Origin of the sequence: Robertmurraya mesotrionivorans (assembly GCF_050971805.1) — a bacterium.
Classification (GTDB): Bacteria; Bacillota; Bacilli; order Bacillales; family Cytobacillaceae; genus Robertmurraya_A.
Map to the genome: position 1 here is coordinate 515,581 of NZ_JBPCCH010000001.1, position 19,902 is coordinate 535,482.

Consider the following 19,902-nt stretch of genomic DNA (forward strand, 5'->3'; position numbering starts at 1 on the left):
TAGCTAGAAGGGAAGTAAAAAAATGACAAAACAACAATTTGGTGTTATTGGGTTAGCGGTAATGGGGAAAAACCTTGCTTGGAACATCGAGAGTCGAGGCTATACAGTCTCAGTTTACAATCGTTCAAGCGAAAAAACAGATGAAATGCTTGCGGAATCAAATGGAAAAAATATATTTGGTACATATAGCATGGAAGAATTTGTTGAATCATTAGAAAAGCCACGTAAAATCATGCTTATGGTTAAAGCTGGTGGGCCAACTGATGCGACAATTGAACAATTAAAGCCATTACTTGATAAAGGTGATATCGTTATTGACGGTGGAAACACGTATTTTGTTGATACACAGCGCCGCAATAAAGAACTTAGTGAATTAGGTATCCACTTTGTTGGAACAGGCGTTTCAGGCGGAGAAGAGGGTGCGCTTAAAGGGCCTTCTATTATGCCAGGTGGACAAAAAGAAGCGTATGAGTTAATTGCACCTATCTTTAAGGATATCTCAGCGAAGGTTGACGGTGAGCCTTGTACAACGTATATCGGTCCAGATGGAGCAGGTCACTATGTGAAAATGGTTCATAATGGAATCGAATACGGAGATATGCAGTTAATCTCTGAGTCATACTTCCTATTAAAGCATGTACTTGGTCTTAGCGCAGACGAGCTTCATGAAGTATTTGCTGAGTGGAACAAAGGCGAGCTAGATAGCTACTTAATCGAAATTACAGCTGATATTTTTACGAAAAAAGACGAAGAAACAGGTAAGCCACTTGTTGACGTTATCCTTGATACAGCAGGACAAAAGGGAACAGGTAAGTGGACAAGCCAAAGTTCTCTTGACCTTGGGGTACCACTACCAATCATTACGGAGTCCGTATTCGCTCGTTTCCTTTCAGCAATGAAGGAAGAACGTGTTCATGCTAGCAAAGTATTAGGTGGACCAACTGCGAAGGAATTCACTGGTGATAAGAAGGCATTTATCGAGTCAGTTCGTAAAGCTCTTTATATGAGTAAGATTTGTTCATACGCACAAGGCTTCGCACAAATGCGTGCAGCTTCAGAAGAATATAACTGGGATTTACAATACGGAGAAATTGCGATGATCTTCCGTGGAGGATGTATTATTCGTGCTCAATTCCTTCAAAAGATTAAAGAAGCATATGATCGTGACGGACAGCTTAAAAACTTATTACTTGATCCATATTTCAAGGAAATTGTTGAAAGCTACCAGCATGCTCTTCGTGACATCATGGTTGTTGCCGTTCAAAACGGTATTCCTGTACCATGTTTCTCTGCTGCGCTTTCATACTACGACAGCTACCGTACAGAAACACTGCCAGCGAATCTGTTACAAGCTCAACGTGACTATTTCGGTGCACATACGTACCAACGTACAGATAAAGAAGGAACATTCCATACAAACTGGTTCTAAGCCTTCTAGAAGCAAAAATAGCCTACCCAATAGGGTAGGCTATTTTGCATGCCATTGATAAGCGTCTAGGGGGCGTAAAAAAGCTCCTATCCTAAATGGACAGGAACTTATTTTTTAGCACTTATCAACGTCAAAATTAGAGATTGGCCACCAATGGAATCCATCTTTCTCAAGAAGCTCATCCGCTTCACGAGGGCCCACAGTACCTGCGTTGTAGTTAGGGTAGTTCTCGGCCTTTTGATTTTCCCAAACATCAGAAATCTTATCAACAAAGCTCCAAGATAGAGCAACTTCATCCCAATGTGTAAAGTTGGTTGCATCACCGCGCATGCAATCGAATAAAAGCTTCTCGTATGCCTCTGGTGTATTTAACCCATCGATCCCACGATTTGCATAGTTTAACTTAACAGGAGTTGCTGCGATGTTTTGACCCGCTTTTTTCGCATTTAGATGAAGCGTAATGCCTTCGTCTGGTTGAATATGAATCACAAGCAGGTTCGGATTCAATGTTTCCTCAGGGCTATAATATAGGTTCATAGGAATGTCTTTAAACTGGATAACAATTTTTGTAGATTTGGAATCCATTCTCTTTCCTGTACGTATATAAATAGGAACCCCTGCCCAGCGGAAATTGTCAATCATCAGTTTTCCAGCTACATATGTTTCCGTGTTAGATTCAGGGTTAACCATTTGCTCTTCACGGTACCCTAAAACTTCTGTGCCTTCTACTGTGCCTTTGTCATATTGGCCGCGAACGAAGTATTCTTTTACTTCTTCACCTTCAATTGGACGAAGAGCACGGAGGACTCTCACCTTTTCAGAGCGAATTTCTTCTGTTGTTAGCTTAATTGGCGGCTCCATCGCAAGTAATGCGACCATTTGGAGCATATGGTTTTGAACCATATCTCTTAACGCACCGCTTTTCTCATAATAGCGTCCGCGCTCTTCAACTCCAAGAACTTCACTGGAAGTTACTTGAATATTCGAAATATAACGGTTGTTCCAAAGCGGTTCGAAAATCGCATTCGCGAATCGAATAACTTCTATATTTTGAACCATTTCTTTTCCTAGGTAATGGTCAATTCTGTACACTTCATCTTCAGAGAAGGCAGTTCTGATTTGATCATTTAGCTCTTGTGCTGATTGAAGATCATGACCAAATGGTTTTTCAATGACTAAGCGTTTAAACCCACTCACATTGGTCAAGCCATCTTCTTTTAAATGGAGTGCAATGGTTCCAAAGAACTCAGGTGCCATCGCTAAATAGAAGATGCGGTTGCCTTGTAAATCATAATTTGAGTCCAGTTGATTTGCTAGGTTATTAAGCACTGCGTATGAATTTGAATCAGTTACATCATGTGAATGATAGTAAAAATGCGAAGCAAATTCATCGATTCGATTTTCTTTTTGAATAGAAGACTTTACCGATTTTTTGATGTTTTCTTGGAATTCCTCATTTGTTAATGGTCTTCTTGCAACTCCGATTACAGCAAATTTGTCTGAAAGCTTTCCTTTTTCAAACAGTTTATAGAGCGAAGGATACAGTTTTCTATTTGCTAAATCACCAGTTGCTCCAAATATCATGATTAATGCAGTCGGTTTCTCGTTTTGTGTCACGTTAAGAACCTCTCTTCCAGGGTATTTCCATGTTATATATGTATTTTTATAAAAAAAAATTGACCTATACAAGTACAGAATTTTATCGGTTTCTAGCGAAATAAGCAAATAATTCTTCACAAAATTACGTATTTATTTTTAACCAAATCGCTTGAACTATCCTCAATGAAAATGAAAGCGTTATTTATTTATTTTATGAAATGTTTTAATAAAAATATTTCATAAAATCATTGTTGCCTTATTTTTCATGTAGTATGATGGTGTTAGATAGATTAACTGTCTAAAAAGGAGGCTTTCTTTATGAATGTGATTGAAAGCAATCAGTTAACGAAAATGTATGGAAAAGCAAGAGGAATTTCCAATGTCAGCTTCTCAGTAAAAGAAGGGGAGATTTTTGGATTCATTGGACCAAACGGAGCTGGGAAATCGACAACCATTCGAACACTGCTTGCACTTATTTATCCAACAAGTGGAAGTGCTACGATTTTTGGGAAGGACTGTATAAAATATGCTCCTGAAATTAAAAAGGAGATTGGTTATCTTCCATCAGAGGTCTTTTATTATGACAATATGAAGGTTATTGACTTGCTTAAGTATTCTGCAAGCTTTTATAAAAAGGATTGTACAAAGAGAATACGTGAGCTTGCTGAAGCATTAAATCTAGATCTCTCTAAGAAGATTGACGATCTTTCGCTTGGTAATAAAAAGAAGGTTGGAATCGTTCAAGGATTATTACACGAACCGAAGCTCATTATTCTTGATGAGCCGACAAGTGGCTTGGATCCATTAATGCAACAGAAATTTTTCGAATTATTAAGAGAAGAAAATAAGAAGGGGGCAACCATTCTTTTCTCCTCTCATATTTTAAGTGAGGTTCAAAAGCTTTGTGACCGTGTAGCCATTATTAAAGAAGGAGAAATCGTGAAAGTCGAGACGATGAGCGCGTTAACAGAGAATAGTTATAAGAAATTTAGACTAGAAGCTGTTAATCAAGTCACTACTGAAGTTTTTCAGCTAGACGGTGTGACCGATATTAAGGTGAAAGAAAAGACGGTGTCCTTTATTTACAAAGGGAACATGAATGCAATTATAAGCAAAATAGCAGAAATACCACTTAAAAATTTGTGGGTAGAGGAACCATCCCTTGAAGAGATTTTCATGCACTACTACGAAAAGGAGGAGTAGAAGGTGAATATCTTTCTTCATGAAGTAAGAGCTTATCGAAAGTCGACGATTATCTGGACAGTTTCCCTTATCGCCCTTGTGCTCTTTTTTATGTCACTTTTTCCTTCCTTTGCGAAAGATGCGGAACAAGTGAACGAGCTTTTAAAAACCCTCCCGGAAGCATTGCGTAAAGCGGTTGGGATTGAAATTGGTAGCTTTACTAGCATCCTTGGTTTTTACTCGTATGTTTTTATGTATATTGCGTTATGTGGTGCGATACAGGCGATGATGATAGGTGCTTCTATCCTCTCCAAGGAGGTACGTGAAAAGACAGTTGATTTTCTTCTTACCAAGCCGGTTTCAAGGTCAACGATCATTGTGTCAAAGCTTTCTGCGGCATTTGTGTCTATTGCCATTACTAGCCTATCCTTCATTCTCTGTGCTTATTTTATTGCTTCATACGTAAAGACGGAGAATTTTAATGAACAAGCATTTTTTCTTCTTTCATTTTCGCTCTTTTTTGTTCAGGTTATGTTTTTAGCCATTGGAGTGATTGCATCAATGCTATTGCCTAAGTTGAAATCGGTTCTTTCTTTATCACTAGGTGTCGTTTTTGCTTTCTTTTTTATTGGAATGTTTGGTTCTACAGTGGGTGAAGCTTCCGTTCGATATATCACTCCATTCAAGTATTTTGACTCGATGTATATTATTAAAAACAGTCAGTATGAATGGTCGTATTTGATAGTCGGTTTGGTGTGGATCGTAGCAGCTCTCGTTGCTAGCTTTGTTATCTATACTAAAAGGGATATGAATGCGGTATAAGAAAGGAGGGGTTAAGGTGAATGTATTTATTAGAGAGTTAAAAGCACTAAGAAAGTCACTTGTTATTTGGTCTTTAGGTATTCTTGCTATGGTAGCTGGGGGAATGAGTAAGTACGGAGCAACAGAATCTTCCGGTCAGTCTATTAATGATCTCATGGCTAGTATGCCAAAGGCCATGCAGGCCATTATGGGAACAGGTTCGTTGGATTTAACGACTGTTAGCGGCTATTACGGTATTTTGTTTTTATATTTAATTGTAATGACCACGATTCATGCCGTGATGTTAGGTGCGAACATCATCTCAAAAGAGGAAAGAGATAAAACAGCAGAATTTTTATTAGTGAAACCAATCTCTAGAAAACAGGTGATCTTTTCAAAATGGATGGCATCCTTGGTAGCTATTATTGTACTAAATTCCGTCACTTTTTTGATTTCTCACTTAATGGTGGATTATTATAATAAGACAGATGAGTCGTATCTGATACAGATTGCTGAATTGATGGGTGGTATGTTTATCCTACAACTCCTGTTTTTATCCTTAGGAACATCAGTTGCAGCTAGCATTAAGCATCCTAAGAGGGCTGCAAGCATTTCTACAGCAGTGTTACTAATTGCCTTTTTCTTATCAATGGCTATTGACCTTAACGAAAATCTGGAGATTCTTTCTGTCTTCACTCCTTTCAAATATTATGAGGCAAAAGACATCATTGGCGGAACCGGGTATGAAGCAATATATATAACGGTAAGCGTCCTTTTAGTTGTGGCCATGACGATCTATACCTTTATCGCTTATGAAAAGAGAGATCTGCATATATAGTAAGAATCTCGTAACAAATATGGTATAGTGATAGTAAGAATGCTAGTAATCCGATGTCTTTGATGACGTCGGTTTTTTTACATAAAGGAGCGTATAAAATGGATATTTTATTTCTTGGTACGGGGGCAGGGGTTCCGGCAAAACTTAGGAACGTAAGCTCTCTTGTACTGAAGCTGTTGGATGAGAGAGGGACACTTTGGATGTTTGATTGTGGTGAGGCCACTCAGCATCAAATTTTACACACGTCTATTAAGCCACGCCGTATTGAAAAGATATTTATTACTCATCTTCATGGCGATCACATATATGGTTTGCCTGGTTTATTGTCCAGTCGATCCTTCCAGGGTGGAGAGTCACTCGTTACAGTTTATGGCCCTAAGGGGATTAAAGATTACGTAGATATTTCTTTGCAAGTAAGCGGAACGTATTTAAAGTACCCTCTAAAGATTGTAGAAATTGAAGAGGGGATTGTATTTGAAGACGAGCAGTTCAAGGTTGAAGCTCGTAAATTGGAGCATGGAATTCCATCATACGGCTACCGAGTCGTGGAGAAGGATCGTCCAGGCTCTTTATTAGTAGAAAAGCTACAGGAAGCAAATATCCCACCGGGTCCTTTATATAAAAAAATTAAGGCTGGAGAAAACGTAGTTTTAGAAGATGGAAAAATCATTGATTCTTCCGAGTTTCGGGGTGAGGATATAAAGGGTAGGATCGTAACGATTTTAGGTGATACAAGACTATGTGACAACGCCTATTTACTTGCTTCAAATGCTGATCTTCTCATCCATGAGGCTACTTTTTCTAGGGGAGAGGAACAGCTTGCGTATGATTATTTTCATTCAACGACTACACAAGCAGCACAGGTCGCACGAGAGGCTGGCGTGAAACAACTGTGTCTTACTCATATCAGCTCTAGATATGACAAAAGAACTTCCCAATTACATGTGGAGGAAGCGAGAGAAGTGTTTCCGGATACCGAAATTGCCGACGATTTTAAAGAAATTTCTATTCCTGTACACAAATAAATCGGGTACCGTTTTCGGTCCCGATTTTTTTCAGATACTAATTCCAGCCTCTACTGTACTGCACAGGAGATTCTAGATCCACACCAAGCTCTTTTGCAGCTGCTCTTGGCCAGTATGGGTCTCGCAGGAGCTCTCTAGCCAAAAGAACTAGATCTGCACGTTCATTTTGTAAGATTTCTTCTGCATGTAGCGCATTTGTGATTAAGCCAACTGCACCTGTTGGAATTTGGGCATCTTGTTTGATTTGATCAGCAAATGGAACTTGGTAACCTGGGAAAGTTGGAATTTTTGCACGTACAACTGCTCCCGAACTCACATCAATGAGGTCTACACCTTGCTCCTTCATCCATTTTGCCATCGTTACATAATCGTTTACTTGTAAGCCGCCTTTAGTCCAATCAGTAGCTGATACACGTACGAATAACACGCCACTCCACACTTCTTTTACTGCTTCTATGACTTCTTGCAAGAAGCGATAGCGATTTTCAAGCGAGCCGCCGTATTCGTCTGTACGGTGATTGGATAAAGGTGACAGGAATTCATTGATTAAATATCCATGTGCTGCGTGGATTTCAATTACATCAAAACCAGCTTCCTTCGCACGGCGAGCAGCTGATTGGAAAGACAATACCGTTTCACGGATCTCTTCAAGGGTCATTTCCTTTGGCATTTTCATTTTCTCATTATACGGAATCGCTGATGGAGCAAGAATATCACCCTCTAATTCGGCTTTTCTGCCTGCATGAGCGATTTGGATGCCTGTCTTTGCTCCATAAGCCTTCATTCCGTCTGATAGTTCCTTAAGACCTTCAATATGCTCGTCGCTCCAAATGCCTAAATCATATGAAGAAATCCTTCCTTGAGGTGTAACGGCAGTTGCTTCTAATATAATAAGGCCAACCTGGCCAACTGCTCTACTAATATAATGTGTGCGATGCCAGTCTTGGATATGTCCGTCTTGTTCATGGCTTGAGTACATGCACATTGGTGCCATGACAATTCGATTTTTAAATGTTACATCCTTGATGGTATAAGTACTAAACAGTTTGTTTTCCATTTATATCCTCCTAGTCTTTCGGTATCCTAAATATCTACAGTATAGCAAGAAACATTACATCTGGAAAAAATTACGCCTCATTGTCACGTAAATCTTTTAAACGATATTTTGTCCCTCTCCAAATGATTCCGCCTCGTATAAAGGTAAGGAAGCTAGCACGTATAATGGAATAGATAAATAATAAAGCTGTGAAAGGAAAGAGGAGAAACATCCAAGGCGAATATCTAGTCATTCTTTTTATAATCATGGAATAGATCATTCCGAGTAAAAGAATATTCCCAACACTTAAGGTAATAAGTGTACGGTCAAAAGAAAATAAGGTAAGGAAGGGGAGAACCTGTGATACAAACACTCCGAAGATAGCAAACAACACCATACTAATTCGGTAATGTAAACCAGCAAACGTATTTTTCTCTAAGCCAATAAGTGCTTCTTTTACCGTTGAATACCACTCTACCTCAAGGAGAGTCAGAGCGGTGACCATTCGATGTCTAAAACCCACTTCCTTCATCTTTTTTCCGAGCATTAAATCATCATCCGGACGCATTTTTATTACTTCGTGAGTTCCTAGCTTCTCATACGCTTCTTTTCTCACTAAGTTAAACGCCCCAATTCCAATTCCTACTTTAGAGCGAGGACTGTTAGCTAACCAAGGACGCTTAAAATAAGAAAATCCAAACATAAAAAAGGCGATAAAGCTATTTAACCAAATGCGCTGACCTCGTAAATTTGGAGCAGCCGTTAAGTGGTCCAGCTCATATTTCATAAAATAATGTACCGCTTTTCCGATTGCTTCCTTATGAAATAAGACATCTGCATCCGTGAATAGGAGAAGTTCTCCTCTTGCTTGCTTAGCGCCAACAAACAACGCATGATTCTTTCCTAACCATCCTGGTGGAAGATCAGTGATGTGGATAACGTTTACATTTTTATTTGCAGACTGCATCTCGTTCATAATGTTAGGAGTGTTGTCGGTGGATCGGTCGTTCACCAAAATCCATTCCAAATGACCATAATTCTGTGAAAATTGGCTTTGTAAGCTCTCTTTTACACCTTTTTCCTCATTACGTCCCGCAACAATAATGGACACTAAAGGACCGCCCTGAGACGTAGGTTCGTTTTCGAGACGATCGATTCTCTGAAGCCCGATCTTTGCATCAATAAAGATCAGAAGCCAGACCACAATGCTGATAGCTAATAAAGTAGAAACCATAAGAAATAAGGACATCTAAACACCCTTCTGTTTATAAGTATTATAATTTCGATTATACCTTTTCAATTGGAAAGAACAAATAATGGACTCTCTCTAGGTTAAAGGTAAAAGAACGAAACCTTTTTTCAGTTGGGAGGTAACATAGCGAGTGAAAAAATACAAAGGATCTGCAAGTATGATGAGAATAGTCCGAATAGAGACACTGATATTAATAATACGATGATAAGAAAGTGGATTAAAGATGAAGAATTACTTGGAGAAAAGAAAGGGAATAGATGGTATGTAAAGAAAGCAGATCTAGAAACTTTCTTCTTGAAAACTCGTTAATACACTATACTAGTTTCATGTTAAATAACTCATTGCTCTCACGATTAACATTTATAAACAGGAGTTCCGGAATATCGGAACTCCTGTTTAAGAGGAAATGATACCCCTATAACGCTTCTAGCATAATTCCGCAAGTTACAAGATAGGCCGTACCACTAACAAGAAGTACAATCCCAGTAATAGCAAAAGCCAAATCACTACTCATCCGTTCCACTAGAACAGTATTAAGGACATTTAGAATAATTAAACCAACACAAAACGCTAATGTAACCCACAATACATTTACCCCCACAAAGCTCCCACCTTTATTAAGTACTACAAATAGTTTTCACGCTTATTAGCTGTCTATACACGAGTTGGCAAAAATTACAAGAAACTATAAAACGATTCTCTAAAAGAGAATCGTTAAAATTTAACTGGATATGTTATATGCTTTTGCTGGTTGAGGATTGCTTTCTCGGCCACACAAAATAGCTTAAGCTAATTACAAGGTCAATCCCTAAAACTAGCGACCATATCTTTATGACCGTTAAAAGGCCCTCGGTACGGCTTGGATCGTTCACTATGTAAACTACCGTTTCAAGTAGAGTAATGCCAATCAAGTACGCCACTACATGCTTTCCCCAGCCTTTTATATTGGTTGAAAAGTTTAACTCTACTGGAAGAAAAAACATATATTCGTTGTGGTATAATAGAGAAGACAATTGCATAAAGCAGGGTGGGGCGATTGATCCTTCCGTGAAGGGGGGTGATAATCGTGGATTTAGATACAGCGATGTTTATGATTGCGCTGGTTACTCTAATCATACTTTTGATTGATAAAATAAAAAAGTAAAACCCACCCTGATCTTGGCGGACAGGTGGGCTCTACTTCTAGAGAATACTAAGTTCATGCCAATCGCACACTTTTGCGATTATGCGTTGTCAGAGTAAGCGTAGTGTTACCAGCACTGCGCTTATTTTTAATATACGGATTATCTACCCTTATTATAGACTAAATTTACGAAAAAATAAATGAATGAAAAATGTAATCTAATAAGCAAGTAATTATTAAAGATTTAAAAGTTATTTAAGTTTCTTTATGAAAACTTTACCCTCCCTTTATTTAGGGGTAAAAGTCATAATTTACCTTAAGAGTATATCTGAAGGGAGGGTTTGATAATGTCTAAAGTTCACGTCATGATTCCTCTACCTACTAAAGTTTGATATTTGTACACCTGATTGTTTTATTGTTACACCCTTTTCTCCTCAATTCCCCAAGCATTCTGCAATTCAGTTGGGATAAGAAATTTAGTATATTCATAATCGGTCATCGCAAGTGACTGGCGCTTCAGTATGGCTAACCCAAGTCGATTGACCATGCTTCCAAAAAAGCCCGTATAATCTGGATCAAGCAAAAAGCCCGTTAGCTCTTTGAATTTCATAATTTTTATCCAGTTGGAGTGAGGAACTTCCATCCAGTCTGCTATTTCGTCCCCTGCGGTTTCTCGAATTAAAGCTGGGATTATATTGTCAAACAACTCACCAGGAATGAGGTCTGCGTGAAATTCAAGTAGAGCACGAGTCATCTGAACCCCTTCAGGAGATGGTCCATGGTGTCTTTTTTTAATCATTATCTCTAACTGCTTTGCCTCTAGGATGGTTTCTGGGAGAATATCTTTTCGAACTCCCAGCATAATTCCCACTATTTTCCAAAAGTACAGGTAATCTTCCGCTTGTTTATCTGTTACTTTCATACCTAGTTGACGAAGCCCATCTATGACGACTATGGAAAAGGTTATTAGAGTACCAAGCAGATCCTCCTGACAAATGGGGATGCCATTCTCTTTTTCGTCCCATCTGCCGGTCTTTTGCACCAAATGGCGAATGGCTGAATGCATGAGACGGACTTTTTGAATGGCTTTGATTCCTTGTCCTCCGGATTCAAGTCCACCTGGCGCTAAGATATGAAGAACGAATTGCCCTGTTTCAGCTATTCTGCGGTAAGCGTTTTGACCTAAGCGATAACTGAAAGTAAGGACCTTCACGCCTTTACGTGCTGCGTAACAATTCACAAGTGAGCTTGTTGATAGTAAGAAGGTGATGGCAATGCCATGTTCCTGAAATAGATCAGTCGCGTTTTTTATTCTGGCCAAGTCTACTCCTTCCGGGCAATGAGCGGTATTTCTCAGCCAAAATTCAATGGTATCCGGTAATTCTTCTGGATACTCCTGATTATTGTGCATTAATCGCTTCAATAATTCGTTTACGGATCCAACCTGACTGTTCTGAAACAGTTCATCCATTATTCGGTCCAGAACTGGATCGCCTTCCATCCGCAGCTTCTCCAAACACTCGTCTGTATATAACATCCCTTTCCCCCTCCTCACTAACCCTTAGTAGAACAGTAGACTTGAAACATTTACATAAATCTTCCTATCGGGAGACTAATATGTAAACATGATTGAAGTTAACAAAGGATTATTTAAGAAAATTTTACCATAATAATAACGATAAGTTGTTAGATTTTTCCGACATTACCCAATGCATATATCGTAAGAGGTATTCCTAAAAAATACCCTATAAAGAAGACACTACGAAAAAGGTCTCTTTTATAGGGTACTTTTATGTATATTACTTTTCAGCTATTTATATTTATATAAAACATGTTGAATCCTGTAATATTTGAAATATATTTGTAACTTTCCCATAATATTATTGTCAAATTTTGATGATATAATACTATTAACATATATATTTGTCGAAATCAATAAATGCCATTATACATATAAATTGTTTCACTGCCGGGAGCAGGGAGGACCTAAATTGAAAAAAACTACATTAATTACACTTATTACAACATTCACACTTGGAGTAGGTAGCTTGCTTACTGTTTCACCAGTAAACGCGGAATCCATCCAAAATATTCAAAACAGTATTGTAAACGCTCAACAACAGCTTAGTAGTTTACAAGCACAGCGATCGGAAGTAGAAGCACAAATCCAAAAGATTGAACAAGCTATTGCTGACAACAGTGCTAAGATTGAATCTACAAATGCTCAAATTGCGGAAACACAGACTGAAATTGAACAACTGAACAGTGCGATTGATGAGATTGAGGAGCGAATTGGGGTCCGTAATGAAAAATTGAAAGCCCGTGCTGTTTCTTATCAAGCTAGCGGTGGTCAATTAAGCTATTTAGATGTAGTCTTTGGTTCCAAAAATTTTGGTGATTTTATTGACCGTGTTGGAGCAGTGACAAAAATATTAGATGCTGATCGAGAAATGATAGAAGCACATGAAGAGGATAAAAAGGCAGTAGAAGAGAAATACAAGGCTGTCGAACAAAAGCTAAATGACCTGAACAGTATGAAGGTTGAACTTGAGGGAATGCAAGCTCAAATTGCTGAGCAAAAGGCAAACAATGAGGCACTAAGAGCACAGTTGGTTAATCAAGAAAATGATAGTTTAGCAGAAATTTCAAGTCTTCAACAGCAGAAAGCAGAATTACAAAGAGCTGCTGAGGCTGCGAGAACAGCTGTTTCTGACACGGCAAACCCTAATACTGGGACAAGAAAAGGAACTTCTGTAAGTAGCTCTAGTTCCATACCAGTTTCTAATGGAGCAGTTTCATCTGATTCTATTTCGACTGTAATCAATGCAGGTAATAAATATATTGGAAATTCAGTCTATGTATTTGGCGGTGGAAGAACAGCCTCCGACATTGCAAACGGACGTTTTGACTGTTCTGGTTTTGTATCTTGGGCATTTTCACAGGCTGGTGTTCGTGTTGGTGCTAGCACGGATTCCCTAAAAAATACGGGGACACCTGTATCTGTAAGTGAGATGAGACCTGGTGATATGGTATTTTTTAATACATATAAACAGGATGGACATGTTGGAATATATATTGGTGGCGGCAGATTTATCGGATCACAAAGCTCAACAGGTGTAGCTATTGCCAATATGTCAAGTGGCTATTGGGCAAATACGTTTAACGGTAGAGTTATGAGAGTTATACATTAATAGATTAAAGACAGGGATTTTTCCTTGTCTTTTTATTTGGAGTTACAGTAAGAAACGCCGGTTTTATGACCGGCGTTTCTTCATTAGTCTGTAACAATCATCTCTGTTTTCTACACAAAAAAGTCGGTTTTTTATAGTAATCCATTCGTGTTTTTCTATTACACTAGTATAAAATTGGGAATATTATTCCCTTTATTAAAAAATGAAAACGTTGTCTTGCTAAGTATACTAAATTACAGCATTCCCTTTATGAACGCTCCACAGATGGAGCCGTTTTATAAGCCTTATATGCTAAGGGAGATCATTAAATTACATGAAAAAGATATGGGTCAACATTGCGAATTTCTATAAAAGTTTAAAACTGAATGCAAAGTTATTTATAACGATCATGTTAATTATGTTGACCACACTGGCATTCGTATTGGGTGGACTTCAATATGCGTTTTCCTTTTATGATGAACAACTCTATACAAAATCCTCACAAGTGTTGATGATGTCATCTAATACGATCGAAAAGGAGTTAGATAGAGTAGAAGAAGTCAGCTACAATATTGCGGTTGATCCACAGATTCAAAGGATCTTATCAGAGCTTCAAGCTGATGTAACCGGTTATGATTTCCATCGTCTTCAACAAGAAATTGAAGATGAATTGGCCAAATATATCGGCTCTGAAAACTACATTCAATCTATTTATTTATATGATTCAGTAGGAAGGGAATTCTTATCCGGTTCCAGCAGCCATCCCCTAAAGAAGGAAGATAAAAATCTTGCTTTTATTCAAGCTGATAAGTACGAGGGGGAAAACCATTGGATGGAACTTGATGAATATAATGGAGACTTAATTTCAGCCCGCCTCATCCTTTCATATGAGCAACTAAGTTTTGAGAAGATCGGAAAGCTCCTTATTCGGGTAAATTTAAATAAAATTGTAAGCGATTTACCGAAACCTCAAGGGGAGATTGCAGGAAATATTGTTATTACGCAAGGAAATCGGGTTATCTTTTCTGAAAAAGAAATGGACTATTTGAGCGATTATACGTACCTTACGAAAAATATGCAGGGGTACAGTATTGAAAACATCAAGGGAGAAAGAACGTTTATCAACCATATAACAACGAATTTTGATGGGTGGACTTATTGGAGCATCATTCCTTTTGATAGGATGTTTGCAAAAATTACGGCCGCAAAATATACATTGTTGTTGGTATTTATGATCATGTTCGTTTTTCTTATTACCATTGGCTTTAAATTTTTAAGGAAGCTTACGAATCCCATTTTGGACTTAGCAACGACCATGCAGGAAGTTCAAAACGGCGATTTTAACGTTGTTCATAGATTAAATCCTGCTATTCAAAATGACGATGAAATCGGAATTCTTTACCGCAATTTTAAAACAATGATTCAAAGAATTGATGAGTTGATACAAGAGAATTTCTCAAAGCAGCTGCTGATAAAGGAAACGGAGTTTAAAGCTTTACAGGCTCAGATCAATCCACATTTTTTGTACAATACACTGGAGTCTATTAACTGGTTGGCAATCACAAGAAAACAGGAGCAAATTTCTAAGATGGTTGAATCCCTCGGCCATCTAATGAGGAACTCCCTAAATTTTAAAGAGGATATCATTCTGTTTGAGGAAGAACTTGATATTGTGAACAGCTATTTAACGATTCAAAAGTACCGATTTGACGATCGATTCGACATCGACATGGACATTCCCGCCTATGTTAGAAAGTATAGGATTCCGAAATTAATCATACAGCCTCTACTTGAAAATACGTTCAAGCATGCAGTGGAGCCTTCTATCTACACGATGAATATTAAACTATCTGCTTATCAAGAGGAAGATAAACTTTATATCCAGATTGAAGATAATGGACCAGGTATTGACCCCCTGATCTTGCAAAAGGTCAAAGAAGGCTTGGTAAAACCTAGAGGGACGGGAATTGGATTAAATAATATTGACGATAGAATCAAGCTTTATGCTGGAGAACACTATGGATTAAGAATTGAAAATCTTTCGGGGAATGGGACCGCGATTACTGTGGTTTTACCTGTTAGGACGGGGTGATTAGATGACTTATAAGGTGTTAGTAGCTGATGATGAAAAGATTATTCTTGAAGGGATTTCTAGTGTAGTTGATTGGAAGGCGTTGAATACCGAACTTGTGGCAACTGCAAGAAACGGGATTGAAGCATATGAAAAGATTATCGATTTAGAACCAGATATTGTGATCAGCGATATCCGAATGCCCGGTATGGATGGGCTCAGTCTAGTATCGAATGTCAACAAGAAGTTTCCTTCCATCAAGTTTATTCTCTTATCCGGATTTAACGATTTTGAATACGCGAGGACCGCCATGCAATATGGTGTCAAAAAATATTTGTTAAAGCCTTGTAATGAAGAAAAAATTACGGCTGCGTTACACGATGTTATTACCGAATTGAAGGAACAAAACGCCAAGGATACCTTTGTCAGTGATCTTCGGGCAAAATATGAAAAGGCGCAGCCTTATATAAAATCTCACCTATTAATGGAATTCTTAACTAGTAAAAACTATTCAAATAAAGACTTATCTTACTATCAGCGACTTTTTGATATAGAGATAAAGAATGAAAAAGTTAGGCTCATCCTTTTTAAGGTGGAGGGTGACTTTACCTATCAGCATTTATTTGCGATAAAAAATATTGGAGCAGACATATTTGAGTCTATTATGCTAAGCAGCAATATTGGAGAATATGCACTGTTTCTTATCAAGGATGATAATGACTGGGAAAAACTGCATCGTCAAATTACACAAATCAGGCAGCTTATTTCTCAATATTTCAAGAGTGATACCACTGTGGCTATAAGTGAAGGGGATTATATTGGTAACGCCAGAAACTTGTACCGTGAAGCAATGGAGTGTTTGGAACATCGCTTTTATTTAGGAGAAGGAAGCATTATAACGAAAAAAGATCTATTTCCCATAAATACTCACTTTCCAAGCGAAAGGATCATGGATGAACAGCAAATCATTATAAAAATTAAATCAGGACATATTCAGGATGTAGGGAAGGAGATCGATATCATCTTTGAAAAAATGGCTGATTTGCGGATAGGGATTGACTTGACAAAATCCTACTGTATCCAGCTATATCTTTCCGTTATTCAGACGGTAGATACAGAGCATATGCAAGACTACCTTATGGGAACCTCCGCATTGCTAGGTATGGAAACCGTACAGCAAATGAAAGAATATATCGAAGTAACTGCCAAAAAAATGACAAATCAATACTATAATCATTTCAAATCAAAACAGTCCTCTGTTATTGACCGAGTAATAGAAATTGTAGAAGAGAATCTTAGTAATCCCGATCTTACTCTTAAAATGGTAGCGAATAACATCCTTTATATGAATCCAGATTATTTAGGAAAACTGTTTAAACAAGAAACTGGTCAGAGGTTTTCTGCTTATCTTACGAAACAAAGAATAGAAAAAGCAGTTGAATATATTTTGGAAATGGATAACGTAAAAGTTGGAACGTTAGCGGAAATGATAGGTTTTAAGGATAACCCACAATATTTTAGTCAAGTTTTTAGAAAGTATACTGGGTATACACCTTCAGAATATCGAAAAGTAACATAGTGTACCCATCCATTCCTTATTTGTCGCCCAAAATCGTTTCCATTCATTTTAGAAGTTTATTCACCAGAGGGGGGATAAAAATTGAGAAGGCTTGGCCCGGTATTTTTATGTTTCATATTGCTTCTAACCGTCTCTGGATGTAGCCCCAGCAGTGGAAATTTGAATAGAGATAACGGTGAACATGAAAAAGTAACCCTTCGTGTATCCTGGTGGGGAGGTCAGCAAAGAAATGATTACACCTTGAAGGTTATTGAGTTGTATGAAAAGGAAAACCCCCATGTGGAGATTGAACCCCAATTTGGGAATTGGGACGATTATTGGAGAATGCTCGCTCCAATGGCTGCCACGAGCAAACTACCTGATGTGATTCAAATGGACACTGCCTACCTCTTTCAATATGGTAAAAAGGGGCAACTTGAGGATTTATCAAAATATATCTCCGATGGTACCATTGATGCCCATTCGATTGGAGAAAATGTGCTTGCCGGTGGAAAGAATGATGATAAATTATACGGATTTACATTAGGATCAAACGTCCTTTCCGTTATTACAAATGATGGGATATTAAATCAGGCGGGTGTTGTCATTGATGATGATAACTGGACTTGGGATGACTTTGAAAAAACCGCAATTGCTATAAGAAAGGCAACAAGAAAATACGGCACAAATGGAATGTATCCTGCGGATGTATTTTTTCCTTACTATTTACGAACAAAAGGTGAACGATTTTATAATCAAGATGGTACAAGTCTTGGCTATTCGGACGACCAGCTATTCATAGATTACTTTAAAAGGCAACTTAGATTAATAGATGAGAACGCTTTCCCGACACCTGACGTACAAGCACAGATAAAAGGGCACGAAGCAGAGTTTATTGGAAATGGAAATGTTGCAATGACTTGGAATTGGTCCAATCAATATTCCACATTCGCCCAATCTTCAGATTCCTCTTTATCAATCTTGCTCCCACCTGAGCAGGCAAAGGAAAAAGCGTTATTTTTAAGACCAAGTATGTTTTTCTCCATCCCTAAGAGTTCAAAGAAAAAAATAGAAGCTGCCAAATTCATTGACTTTTTTGTAAACAATGTGGAAGCAAATAAGTTGATTAAAGGTGAACGAGGTGTTCCAGTATCTTCAAAGGTTATAGAAGGAATCAAGCCAGGATTAACAGATGTGGAAGCAAATATCTTTCAGTATGTTGAAAAAGTTTCTCGAAATGTAAGTAAATCGGATTCACCTGATCCACTTGGAAATTCAGAGGTCATAAGGGTGTTGAAGGATATTACAGATAAGATCTTATTTAAGAAAATTACTCCAGAAGATGGTGCGAAGATGTTTAGAGAAGAAGCAGAAAGGATTTTACAAAGCAATAAGTAGTGCATAACATGATTAGCACCCCCTTTTGATTTGGGCAGATTTAGGATAGAACAATAGCAATAAATGATAGAAACCAGCCGTTGCTGGATTTTTTATTTTATTAATAAGTTGATAAGAGTATTAACTTCTTCCAAAATCACTGATTAAAAACATCAATGTTTTTTAAACCTAGACCTCTGTTTTTTAAATTGTTCCAAGAAACCGCATTCATTACAATGAACCTATAAGATTTGATAGCGCTGACAAATATTAAAAAAAGATGATTTTCGGAGGGATATCTGTGATAAAGGAACAGGTTATTGAAAAAAGAGAAATCATTCATTCTATAAATTTATTAATGAAGAACCTTACAAAAATACAAGATGATTCTGGAGAATTTTTGCTTAATTTTGATGGGCTAATTGTTGACGATAAAAGCTGGAATGTTTGGAATTGGCCTCAAGGTGTGGGTCTATATGGAATCTATAAATATTGGAAATTGACTAATGACCCAAAAGCGATTGAAATTATTAATCGTTGGTTTGAAGCAAGATTCGAAGAAGGTGTGCCGCCTAAAAATGTGAATACAATGGCACCATTTCTTACACTGGCTTGTTTGTATGAGGATACAAAGAACCAGACATATATCCCGTATTTGGAGGATTGGGCTGAATGGGTGATGCATGATATGCCCCGTACAAAGGAAAATGGCTTACAGCATATGACCTACGGACCAGAAAATAAAAATCAGTTATGGGATGACACATTGATGATGACTGTGCTCCCTCTAGCGAAAATCGGGAAATTACTAAACAAACCCGAGTACTTAGAGGAAGCCAAACAACAGTTCCTAATCCACATCAAATATTTAACTGACAGAAAGACTGGTCTATGGTTCCACGGCTGGACATTCGAAGAAAATCATAATTATGCAGAAGCACTGTGGGCAAGAGGAAATTGCTGGATTACCATTGCCATTCCTGAAATTATTGAAATATTGGACTTGAAAAAAGGAGATTTCCTTCGTGAATGCCTAATAGATACATTAAACAGACAAATTGAAGCACTCGCAAAGTACCAACATGAAAGCGGATTATGGCATACATTACTAAACGACCCATCCTCTTATTTAGAAGCATCTGCCACAGCTGGATTTGCATATGGAATCCTAAAATCCGTTCATAAAAGATATGTAAGCCAGGACTATAAAGAGGTCGCCCATAAAGCTATTGAGGGAATCTTGAAGGAAATTAATCAAGAAGGAGCATTGCAAAAAGTCTCAGTCGGTACCGGTATGGGAGATACATTACAGTTTTATAAAGATATCAGAACAACTACTATGCCTTATGGACAATCGCTCGCGGTTTTATGTTTAAGTGAGTATTTACATTCTTATATTTAATAGATGTTAGTTGGTTCTCTCTAAAAAGGTTTCAGTTGC

At 37.9% G+C, this 19,902-nt stretch carries 15 protein-coding genes; 10 read left to right on the forward strand and 5 right to left on the reverse strand.

All coding sequences use genetic code 11. The annotated features are described in order from the left end of the window. Nucleotides 1–22 precede the first annotated feature (22 nt). A complete protein-coding gene (gene gnd, locus ACRX5O_RS02595) occupies nt 23–1,429 on the forward strand; it encodes an NADP-dependent phosphogluconate dehydrogenase (protein ID WP_433904479.1) in 1,407 nt (468 codons plus the stop codon). 114 nt (nt 1,430–1,543) lie between these two features. Here gnd and zwf read toward each other — a convergent pair whose 3' ends face one another. Beyond that, a complete protein-coding gene (gene zwf, locus ACRX5O_RS02600; protein WP_391559411.1) occupies nt 1,544–3,013 on the reverse strand; it encodes a glucose-6-phosphate dehydrogenase in 1,470 nt (489 codons plus the stop codon). A 333-nt stretch (nt 3,014–3,346) separates the two neighbouring features. Here zwf and ACRX5O_RS02605 point away from each other — a divergent pair, with 333 nt between their 5' ends. The 4 genes from ACRX5O_RS02605 to rnz all read left to right on the forward strand — a co-directional run bounded on the left by ACRX5O_RS02605 (nt 3,347) and on the right by rnz (nt 6,874). Then, nucleotides 3,347–4,231: an ABC transporter ATP-binding protein gene (locus tag ACRX5O_RS02605; protein ID WP_433904480.1), complete on the forward strand. Its 885-nt coding sequence runs from the start codon at nt 3,347–3,349 to the stop codon at nt 4,229–4,231. A 3-nt stretch (nt 4,232–4,234) separates the two neighbouring features. Beyond that, nucleotides 4,235–5,032, forward strand: coding sequence for an ABC transporter permease subunit (locus ACRX5O_RS02610; RefSeq protein ID WP_433904481.1), 798 nt, complete (start codon nt 4,235–4,237; stop codon nt 5,030–5,032). Between the two features lie 16 nt (nt 5,033–5,048). Further along, entirely contained in the window at nt 5,049–5,849 is an 801-nt protein-coding gene (locus ACRX5O_RS02615) for an ABC transporter permease (RefSeq protein WP_433904482.1), read from the forward strand. A gap of 98 nt (nt 5,850–5,947) precedes the next feature. Next, nucleotides 5,948–6,874: a ribonuclease Z gene (rnz, locus tag ACRX5O_RS02620; RefSeq protein WP_433904483.1), complete on the forward strand. Its 927-nt coding sequence runs from the start codon at nt 5,948–5,950 to the stop codon at nt 6,872–6,874. 37 nt (nt 6,875–6,911) lie between these two features. Here the strand turns inward: rnz and namA are convergent, their stop codons facing one another. The 4 genes from namA to ACRX5O_RS02640 all read right to left on the reverse strand — a co-directional run bounded on the left by namA (nt 6,912) and on the right by ACRX5O_RS02640 (nt 11,822). Then, nucleotides 6,912–7,931 carry an NADPH dehydrogenase NamA gene (gene namA / locus ACRX5O_RS02625; RefSeq protein ID WP_433904484.1) on the reverse strand — a complete coding sequence of 340 codons (1,020 nt, stop codon included), beginning with the start codon at nt 7,929–7,931 and terminating at the stop codon, nt 6,912–6,914. 70 nt (nt 7,932–8,001) lie between these two features. Further along, nucleotides 8,002–9,159, reverse strand: coding sequence for a glycosyltransferase family 2 protein (locus ACRX5O_RS02630; RefSeq protein WP_433904485.1), 1,158 nt, complete (start codon nt 9,157–9,159; stop codon nt 8,002–8,004). 418 nt (nt 9,160–9,577) lie between these two features. Next, on the reverse strand, nt 9,578–9,763 hold the full coding sequence (locus ACRX5O_RS02635; protein WP_433904486.1) for a hypothetical protein: 186 nt from the start codon (nt 9,761–9,763) through the stop codon (nt 9,578–9,580). Between the two features lie 940 nt (nt 9,764–10,703). Next, nucleotides 10,704–11,822, reverse strand: a complete 1,119-nt coding sequence (locus tag ACRX5O_RS02640; RefSeq protein ID WP_433904487.1) for an oxygenase MpaB family protein — start codon at nt 11,820–11,822, stop codon at nt 10,704–10,706. Between the two features lie 454 nt (nt 11,823–12,276). On the opposite strand from ACRX5O_RS02640, the gene ACRX5O_RS02645 reads away from it, so the two are divergent. From ACRX5O_RS02645 to bglB, 5 genes are all read left to right on the forward strand, one after another. Next, nucleotides 12,277–13,476, forward strand: coding sequence for a coiled-coil domain-containing protein (locus ACRX5O_RS02645; protein ID WP_433904488.1), 1,200 nt, complete (start codon nt 12,277–12,279; stop codon nt 13,474–13,476). 313 nt (nt 13,477–13,789) lie between these two features. Beyond that, the gene (locus ACRX5O_RS02650) at nt 13,790–15,547 is read left to right on the forward strand and encodes a sensor histidine kinase (protein WP_433904489.1); all 1,758 of its coding nucleotides are present in this window, start codon (nt 13,790–13,792) and stop codon (nt 15,545–15,547) included. A gap of 4 nt (nt 15,548–15,551) precedes the next feature. Further along, complete coding sequence (locus ACRX5O_RS02655; protein ID WP_433904490.1) at nt 15,552–17,105, forward strand: response regulator transcription factor; 1,554 nt, start codon at nt 15,552–15,554, stop codon at nt 17,103–17,105. 81 nt (nt 17,106–17,186) lie between these two features. Beyond that, nucleotides 17,187–18,482, forward strand: coding sequence for an ABC transporter substrate-binding protein (locus tag ACRX5O_RS02660; protein WP_433904491.1), 1,296 nt, complete (start codon nt 17,187–17,189; stop codon nt 18,480–18,482). 337 nt (nt 18,483–18,819) lie between these two features. Beyond that, entirely contained in the window at nt 18,820–19,863 is a 1,044-nt protein-coding gene (bglB, locus tag ACRX5O_RS02665; protein WP_433904755.1) for a beta-galactosidase BglB, read from the forward strand. Nucleotides 19,864–19,902 lie beyond the last annotated feature (39 nt).